Here is a 2,987-nt window from a genome sequence, read left to right on the forward strand (position 1 = left end):
GTGCGCGGTTTTGTAAATTATTTTAGTATAGCCAATTGTAAGCGAGAGCTAAAAGCCTTGGCAGGTTGGATCAGACGAAGACTAAGGGCAATACAGCTGAGGTTGTGGAAGAAGCCATCAAGGCTACATCGACGACTAAAGCAGTTAGGGAAAAAGCCACCGTTTAAGTTCATAAAGATGAACTCGTGGCGTAACTCACTAAGCCCTTTATCTTGTGTATCGATGCCAAACCAATGGTTTGAGGAGCTTGGTTTATATCCAATAGAAAAAGTGAATACGGGATGGCTTGCTTTATCAGCGTTTAGGAAATAAGTTGATAAAATGTGAAGGGTACAGGAGCCGTATACGAGGTCCGTACGTACGGTTCTGTGAGAGGGATGAGGCATAAGCCTCACCCTACTCGATGCTTTAAATTTTATTTTTGTTACTGTTAAAAAAAACACGATTAAATAGTATGACCCCAGCAATCGAATTACTTAAAAAACAAAAAATCCCCTTTGAAGTACTCAGTTACGAACACGATGCAGGTAATAGTCAATATGGGCTTGAAGCTGTTGAAAAGTTAAATTTAGATAGCGCCCAAGTATATAAAACTCTCGTTCTTGAAACGCATGAAAGGCAGCTAATTGTTGCTGTTACTCCTGTGTCGCAACAAGTTAACTTAAAACAGTTGGCAAAATTATGTGGTGCCAAAAAAGTAGCAATGGCTGCCCCGCAAAAAGTTCAAGCTAGCACTGGTTATATTTTAGGGGGAGTAAGTCCACTTGGACAAAAAAAACGCTTAGCTACGTTTATTCATAGTAGTGCTTCACTTTTTGATACTATTTATGTGAGCGCCGGAAAGCGAGGTTTAGAAATCGCACTCTCCCCAACTAATTTAGCGGCGTTAACTGACGCTAAATTTGGCGATTTATAGCCTTTATTTTTAAAATTACTCTTCATAAAGGCAATTAACTCAAGTTAAGCAATTTGCTCAATACCTTATTTGTAACTACATTGAGAGTATCTTTATACCGTTAATATTTAATACCAAACGGTATTACACATTTTGTATACGGCTGTTTGTATGAACCTTTTAGATGTAGATTATTTTGCAATACTGGTGGCTGCATTGTCTTCTTTTATGCTTGGCGGCATATGGTACTCAAAAGCACTCTTTAAAAACGCTTGGCTAGAAAGTATTGGCTTAACTGACCTTGATTTACAATCAGCCAATCCTAAGTTGATATTTGGCGGCAGCTTCTTTTTAGTATTTATAGCGGCTTTAATGTTGTCTCTATTTTTAGGTAAAGACGCAAGCTTAGTTGAGTGTATAGGAACAGGCTTTGTGATCGGCTTTTTTTGGATCAGTAGTTCACTAGGGTTAAGTTATATATTTGAGCAACGCCCTTTAAAGCTATTTTTAATTAACGGGAGTTACTGTATTTTACAGTTTTCGTTAATGGGGCTTATTTTAGGTATTTGGCCGTAAGGGTTGAGTAGCCGTTAATGCCCGGTTTGATTCTTACCTGAGAGTAGAGTAGGTTTATATAATCGTATTTACATGATTTGGTAGCGGTATTAATGAAAATATTAGTAGTTGATGATATGCCGCTCATGCGTCATGTTTTAATTAATATGCTAAGAAAATTGGAGTATTGCAATATCGTTGAAGCTACTGATGGATTACAAGCTTTGGCTTTTTTACGCAATCAGCATTTTGATTTGGTTATTACAGACCTCCATATGCCAAAAATGAATGGTGTTGATTTACTCGCAAATATTCGAAAAGATGAAGCTCTTGCTGATATTCCTGTATTAATGGTTACCTGTGAAGATGGTACAGATAAAGTTAAGCAAGTTATTGCAGCTAAAGTGTCGGGGTTTATAATTAAACCTTTTAATATGAATGTATTATCATCTCCTAAATTCGGATAATAAGTGCAATTTCTCAGATTAGATGGCCAGCTGTTATAATTCGGCCATTTTCTCGCCAAAGGAAATTGCTTTAATGAAATATAAACAGCTGACACAAGAAGAAAGATACCAGATTTACGCGTTAATAAAAGCAGGAAATAACCAAAAGCAGATAGCTGAAGAACTAACTCGTTCACCGTCATCTATTTCTAGAGAGCTAAAACGCAATAAAGGACTTAAAGGCTATCGGCCTAACCAAGCCAATAACTTTGCTGAACAAAGACGTAAGTCATCTTTCAAAGCAAGTAAGTTAACAGAGGACGTCACTCACTGGATTAATAAATTGTTGCATGACGGACTTTCCCCTGAGCAAGTGGCAGGCCGCTTAGCTTTAGAGAAACAGGTCGTTTTACATCATGAAACAATTTATCAATATATTTACAGAGACAAGGCTCGTGGTGGCAAGCTACATAAGACACTCACTCGTGCATGTAAAAAGTATAAAAAACGCTATGGAAGCTATGATAAACGTGGACAGATAGTTAATCGAGTCAGCATTGATGAACGCCCAAGTATTGTGGATTCAAAGTCTAGGATTGGTGATTGGGAGGGCGATACAGTGATAGGTAAAGGGCGTAAAAATGCGCTTGTCACAATGGTTGAACGTAAAACGTTATATACAGTCGTTCACAGAATTGAAAGCAAGCATGCGAAAATAACAGCCGATGCGCTGATCAAGTGTATGACACCATATAAAGGTAAGGTTATTACCGTGACGTTAGATAATGGAAAAGAGTTTGCTCACCATGAGCATGTTGCACAAGCATTAGAAGCTGATGTGTATTTCGCTCATCCCTATTCATCATGGGAGCGGGGCATAAATGAGAATACCAACGGCTTACTTAGACGCTTCTTCCCCAAGGGAACTGACTTTATGGCGCTAAGTGAAGCAGAGATACAGGCGGCAGTTGATAAGCTCAACCATCGGCCAAGAAAAACAAGAGGGTATAAAACCCCTCATGAATTATTTACGGGGCAATCAGAAGTTCTGGTGGCTGCATAATGATTGCACTTAATACTTGAATTCAAGT

At 38.4% G+C, this 2,987-nt stretch carries 5 protein-coding genes; all 5 read left to right on the forward strand.

Going from position 1 to position 2,987, the window contains the following annotated elements:
* Nucleotides 1-312 (forward strand): group II intron maturase-specific domain-containing protein (locus L655_RS0102855; protein ID WP_024605253.1); only part of this gene is annotated, 312 nt, incomplete at its 5' end.
* Between the two features lie 142 nt (nt 313-454).
* Nucleotides 455-916: a Cys-tRNA(Pro) deacylase gene (gene ybaK, locus L655_RS0102860; RefSeq protein WP_024604031.1), complete on the forward strand. Its 462-nt coding sequence runs from the start codon at nt 455-457 to the stop codon at nt 914-916.
* A 150-nt stretch (nt 917-1,066) separates the two neighbouring features.
* Entirely contained in the window at nt 1,067-1,471 is a 405-nt protein-coding gene (locus tag L655_RS0102865; protein WP_002959069.1) for a DUF1761 domain-containing protein, read from the forward strand.
* A gap of 92 nt (nt 1,472-1,563) precedes the next feature.
* Nucleotides 1,564-1,917: a response regulator gene (locus L655_RS0102870; RefSeq protein WP_024604032.1), complete on the forward strand. Its 354-nt coding sequence runs from the start codon at nt 1,564-1,566 to the stop codon at nt 1,915-1,917.
* A gap of 73 nt (nt 1,918-1,990) precedes the next feature.
* A complete protein-coding gene (locus L655_RS0102875; RefSeq protein ID WP_024604033.1) occupies nt 1,991-2,959 on the forward strand; it encodes an IS30 family transposase in 969 nt (322 codons plus the stop codon).
* Nucleotides 2,960-2,987 lie beyond the last annotated feature (28 nt).

Origin of the sequence: Pseudoalteromonas sp. TAE79, from assembly GCF_000498015.1 — a bacterium.
In the GTDB taxonomy this organism is placed as follows: Bacteria; Pseudomonadota; Gammaproteobacteria; order Enterobacterales; family Alteromonadaceae; genus Pseudoalteromonas.